Raw genomic sequence first — 4,760 nt, 5'->3', positions numbered from 1 at the left:
AAAGATGCCTGTCTTGTTTAGTCTCGTTGTTTAGTCTCTACTTGTAACTCGTTACGCGACTTTTTCTCTAACATAAATGTGTACATTTGATGAACCGTCGCTAAACCTTCGCTCCTCAAATTCGAGGTAAGCCAACGATTTAACCAGTTGACCGAGTTTATCGTAACCATAATTCCTTGGGTCAAAAGATGGAGTGTTTTTAATTATATAACCCCCTACTCCCGAAAGTGGCGCCCAATCATTATCTCTTGAAACTGCATTCACAGCGTCAACCACGATGGTTTTTAAATCTACGTTTTTCGATTCATCTTTTACAGTTTGTTTTGTAGATGATTTAAGAACCTCTGTATAAACAAATTTGTCACAGGCAGCTACAAAGGCTTCAGGCGTTTTCCTTTCCCCAAACCCATAAACCAAAAGGCCGCTCTCTCTAATTCTGCTTGCAAGCCGGGTAAAGTCGCTATCAGAAGATATGAGACAGAAACCGTCTAATTTGCCCTCATGGAGAAGATCCATTGCATCAATAATTAACGATGAATCAGTAGAGTTCTTTCCTTGTGTGTAACTAAATTGCTGAATCGGCTGTATAGCATGTTTGTGCAAATACGATTTCCAACCTTTTAAACTTACGGTTGTCCAATCGCCGTATGCACGTTTTACATTAGCAACGCCAAATTTCGATACCTCAGCTAAAAGTTCTGAGCAAATTGCAGCTTGAGCATTATCCGCGTCAATTAATACCGCCAACTTGTCATTTCCGTTTTCTGACATTTTCTATTCCATGGTTATGCGCGAATTACCCATTACTTATCGGTGTTAGATAAAAGGAAATTTAAACCTTAATATCATGCCAATTAGCCCCTTTAAATTGACCAGATTTATCTGGATAGATTTTCTGTTTGAATTTTTCGGTCTTTTCATAAGCCAGTGAATGCATATTATTCGCTTCACCACACTTGCGTCTAGAGTTATAGAGTAATTATGACAGGCACAATTCGTAATTGACCAGTTAGCAACAAGGTTAGTTGTACCGCTGACAAAGAATAAGACTAGAAACAGTCTTTATATGAAAAGATGACCGTCTTATTTATCGTCTGTCTTGTTTAGTCACTGCTATTCAATTCTACTAATTTGAAGTTCTTCCTCAACCAAAGTTAGCCTCAACTGAAGAGGAGGCTCCTGGCTGTACTCCAGAATCGATTGGATTAACAGCTCTAAATCTTCACTAGGAACTTCAAAGCTTTCTAGGTAAACCAAATATCCAGCCAGATCTGATTTCGATAAATGACGGTTTCCAATTAAGAGAGTTTTTTTGTTGTTCAGTAATGATCTACTATCTAACGGAACGTGGCGAATAAATGGTGTCAAATCTTCAACTTCATTCAGCGACGGGATAGACTGAAATTTCTCCTGATAAATTGCAATATGGTAATCATCCCTATTGAAATCTAATAGCCGAAACAACGTTATCTCACCATTATCATCACTGATACTTGCATAATAGCCACCCCAAGAAATATCTATATCCACAACAGTATACCCTCCACAAAGTAAGTGACCCCTAGCGAAACAAAAATGAAAGACGCATTGATTGATGCCCGAACAAACCAAGCAAGATGCCCATACGATACTCCTGCTTTTTGTGACGCTATAACTATTAAGCCCATTAATCCAAACCACGGCGTAAAAAATACAATGGTTTTCCATTTTACAACCGAGACCGCCAAATCATGAAGCGCACCACTAACTAAAAATGTGATAAGAATAGAAAGGGAAATAGGGAGATAAGTGGCTAGCGGTCGCATGACATTGCGGGATAAATAATAGCTCCAAACCGGGTTCCAATAGTGCCAAAAAATGGGGAAAGATTTTGCACCGAAAGAACGTGAAAGCATATTCCTCATAGAGTGACTTGCACCCAAAGGAAGACCATTTCGCTTTTTAACGTATTGTGAAAGTGACAATGTACTGTGCATGATAATTCCGTATGCTTAACGCCAGCAAACAGCGACGCACTAACAAGGGCGCCCCGTGGAGGCCGAAGGCCGTAACAATTTTGTTTGCTTTATAATGCAGCCACCTCTCACGCAGCCAATTTCCAAACTGCAATTCCAAGCATGGCAAGTAACACCACACAACCAACCATGAAAAGCCGCAACCGCATTGGCACGTAGTTGGACCCCACGTGGACCCAGGCATGCGCGTATCGACTAACAACAAACATATAAGCCAGAACGATTGCCACATTACCAGCGGCATTAATACTGTAGAGAACAAAGCATAGAACGTAGAAAAGGATTGGAACTTCAAATTGGTTAGCAATGTTGTTGGAAACCTTGATTACCTCATCAGGCCATACCCGATTATCTAACGCCGCTTGCTGACGATTAACCTGGTTAGCCTTCACTACCTTAGCCTTTCTCGCTCCGAGAATGATAAAGAGCACTAGAGTAAGAAAAACTTGAGCCAACACAGGCCAAAAGATATGACTAGAAATCATTCGTAATTCCTTATTTTTTTATAAAAACATGCCTGTCTTCTTTAGTTATTTCTTGATTCTATAGCTGCTTTTCGAGCTAACGCTTCTATTTCATCGTCCATATTATCGTCGAAAGAAAAAGCATAAACTCGCCAGCCACTTTTGACTTTAAAGAATTGAAATTCAAACCGAATTGGTTGCCTATCGTACGTCAATAAATATGTAACATGCACAAATGTTCCACCCACGTCATAAGTATGAACATGAGAAATGTGGTGGAGCTCTCCAACTAGACCAGCTAGCGAAGAAAGTTGATTCTTAACACTTTTTATTTGATCTGGAATAGAAGAAACATAACTATTTGTTCTATATATTGAGTCAACTGCTTTGTCTATTTGCCCTTCCTTGTATAATGCAAAGAACTCACTAATTTCGTTTTTATACTCTGTCGCCAACAAATCCCCTGAAAACAAGCTAATAAACAATATCAATACGTATTTCATTTAATACTCCATTAAAGCTAACAGTTTACTCATCCCCAAACCAGCATCCCGTTCCACAACACTGTAGATACTTGGTCCTTGTATTTACAAGTACCTTAACTCACAAACAGCAGAAAAATACAGATAAAACCGCAATGTCGACTTTCACTCATATATTAAAGCTGTGCAGGTGCTTTTGGAGTATCTCACGCACCCAAGACGATAAATGCCAGCTTTTGCAAAAACTTAACATGACAGGCATAAATCAAAAACAGCCAAACTGTCCCCTCGTACACTTTCATCAATCTAAATACCTATTCAAACTAGTAAACGAGTTAATCAGAGTCGGTCAACTACTATGCCTAAGGCCCGAAAGTCACAAATTAGTTTATCGGATACGTCCTATTATCACTGTACTTCCCGCTGTGTTCGTCGTGCTTTCTTATGTGGCGAGGAAAACGGTAGAAGCTTTGAACATCGCCGCCAATGGGTAGAAGACCGTACTCATGTTTTAAGTGAGGTGTTCGCCATTGATGTATGTGCTTATGCGGTAATGAGCAACCATACGCACTTGATATTACACGTAAACAAAGAGAAAGCAGACGCACTAAGTACCGAAGACGTGATTCAACGTTGGCATAGGCTTTACAAAGGAACATTACTCTCGCAGCGCTATATGTCAGAAGATTCACGTAAAGATTTACATGAAATCCAAATTAAAGCGGTAGAGTTAACGGCTGAAGTATGGCGTAAAAGGCTATTTGATATCAGCTGGTTTATGCGTGCACTGAATGAATACATTGCTAGGGCAGCTAATAAAGAAGACGACTGCACGGGCCATTTTTGGGAAGGGCGGTTTAAATCTCAAGCGCTTTTGGATGAGTCAGCCCTTGCCGCCTGTATGGCTTATGTTGATTTAAACCCAGTACGAGCAAAGATGGCTAAAACACCTGAAACATCAGAGCATACCAGCATTAAATACCGAATTAACGCAGCTAGGGTCGGCAAAACACCTAAACGACTTATGCCTTTTGCAGGTAACCCAAGACTAGAGATGCCACACGGTTTACCTTTTACTCTTCCAGACTACTTACAGCTTGTAGATATAACCAGCAGATATATTCACTCAAACAAGCGTGGCAAGGTTGAGCATAACCTACCCTCTATTTTAGAGCGTCTCAATATTGAACAAGAACATTGGATAACATTAACCACGCAGTTTGAAACCTGCTTTAAGCACGCCGCAGGCAAAGTAATTCACCTAGAGCAATACGCGCAGAATCAACATCAGCAACGGGTTCAGGGCCGACAAAGTGCAATGCGATTACTCGGTTAACTTTGCAGTTTAATAGATAGTAAGACAGGCACTATATGTATACATCTCTACATAATAATTCCATGTTTGTTAAGAACCTATTTTTTGCAATGCGCATCCCTATGCGTATACTTAATATGTAGAACAATTTGGAGTGATAGCATGCAAGATTTATATGACATCCATGCCCCAAAAAAAGCGACTAATTTGAGCTTAAACAGTGATTTATTACAAAAAGCTAGAGACTTAAAAGTTAACCTGTCTGCAACCTTAGAACAGGCACTTAAAGACAAGTTGAAAAGTGTTGAAGAAGAAAGGTGGAAAAAAGAAAACAAAGCTGCCATTGATGCGTACAACGAGTTTATTGCTGAGAACGGCTGTATAGGTGATGAGTACAGGAACTTCTAATGGCACAGTTTGATGTTTACAGAAACCCAAGCTCAAAAACTAATAAAGCTTACCCCTTTCTTGTAGATGTTCAGAA

General features: G+C 39.8%; 7 protein-coding genes. 2 read left to right on the top strand and 5 right to left on the bottom strand.

Annotated elements, in window-relative coordinates; translation table 11 throughout:
* Positions 1 to 51 precede the first annotated feature (51 nt).
* The 5 genes from KL866_RS06765 to KL866_RS06745 all read right to left on the bottom strand — a co-directional run bounded on the left by KL866_RS06765 (position 52) and on the right by KL866_RS06745 (position 2,982).
* Positions 52 to 771, bottom strand: a complete 720-nt coding sequence (locus tag KL866_RS06765) for an NYN domain-containing protein (RefSeq protein WP_025255155.1) — start codon at positions 769 to 771, stop codon at positions 52 to 54.
* Positions 772 to 1,113: 342 nt separating this feature from the next.
* A complete protein-coding gene (locus tag KL866_RS06760) occupies positions 1,114 to 1,530 on the bottom strand; it encodes a hypothetical protein (RefSeq protein ID WP_214994194.1) in 417 nt (138 codons plus the stop codon).
* A complete protein-coding gene (locus KL866_RS06755; protein WP_214994192.1) occupies positions 1,521 to 1,976 on the bottom strand; it encodes an MBOAT family O-acyltransferase in 456 nt (151 codons plus the stop codon). The genes KL866_RS06760 and KL866_RS06755 overlap by 10 nt, the downstream gene beginning before the upstream one ends.
* A 107-nt stretch (positions 1,977 to 2,083) precedes the next feature.
* Complete coding sequence (locus KL866_RS06750; RefSeq protein WP_214994190.1) at positions 2,084 to 2,500, bottom strand: MAPEG family protein; 417 nt, start codon at positions 2,498 to 2,500, stop codon at positions 2,084 to 2,086.
* Between the two features lie 41 nt (positions 2,501 to 2,541).
* Entirely contained in the window at positions 2,542 to 2,982 is a 441-nt protein-coding gene (locus KL866_RS06745) for a hypothetical protein (RefSeq protein ID WP_214994188.1), read from the bottom strand.
* Positions 2,983 to 3,319: 337 nt separating this feature from the next.
* On the opposite strand from KL866_RS06745, the gene KL866_RS06740 reads away from it, so the two are divergent.
* Positions 3,320 to 4,297, top strand: coding sequence for a transposase (locus KL866_RS06740; RefSeq protein WP_214994187.1), 978 nt, complete (start codon positions 3,320 to 3,322; stop codon positions 4,295 to 4,297).
* 141 nt (positions 4,298 to 4,438) lie between these two features.
* Complete coding sequence (locus KL866_RS06735) at positions 4,439 to 4,684, top strand: type II toxin-antitoxin system CcdA family antitoxin (RefSeq protein ID WP_214994185.1); 246 nt, start codon at positions 4,439 to 4,441, stop codon at positions 4,682 to 4,684.
* The last annotated feature ends 76 nt before the right edge of the window (positions 4,685 to 4,760 follow it).

This window comes from Alteromonas sp. ALT199 (genome assembly GCF_018619335.1).
Lineage (GTDB): Bacteria > Pseudomonadota > Gammaproteobacteria > Enterobacterales > Alteromonadaceae > Alteromonas.
The sequence above is the reverse complement of the archived record's forward strand: the minus strand, read 5'-3'. Positions and strand labels throughout refer to the sequence as shown.

Coding starts and splice junctions, on each gene's coding strand:
- KL866_RS06740 (WP_214994187.1), top strand. CDS start 3,320: ATGCCTAAGGCCCGAAAGTCACAAATTAGTTTATCGGATACGTCCTAT.
- KL866_RS06735 (WP_214994185.1), top strand. CDS start 4,439: ATGCAAGATTTATATGACATCCATGCCCCAAAAAAAGCGACTAATTTG.
- KL866_RS06765 (WP_025255155.1), bottom strand. CDS start 771: ATGTCAGAAAACGGAAATGACAAGTTGGCGGTATTAATTGACGCGGAT.
- KL866_RS06745 (WP_214994188.1), bottom strand. CDS start 2,982: ATGAAATACGTATTGATATTGTTTATTAGCTTGTTTTCAGGGGATTTG.
- KL866_RS06750 (WP_214994190.1), bottom strand. CDS start 2,500: ATGATTTCTAGTCATATCTTTTGGCCTGTGTTGGCTCAAGTTTTTCTT.
- KL866_RS06755 (WP_214994192.1), bottom strand. CDS start 1,976: ATGCACAGTACATTGTCACTTTCACAATACGTTAAAAAGCGAAATGGT.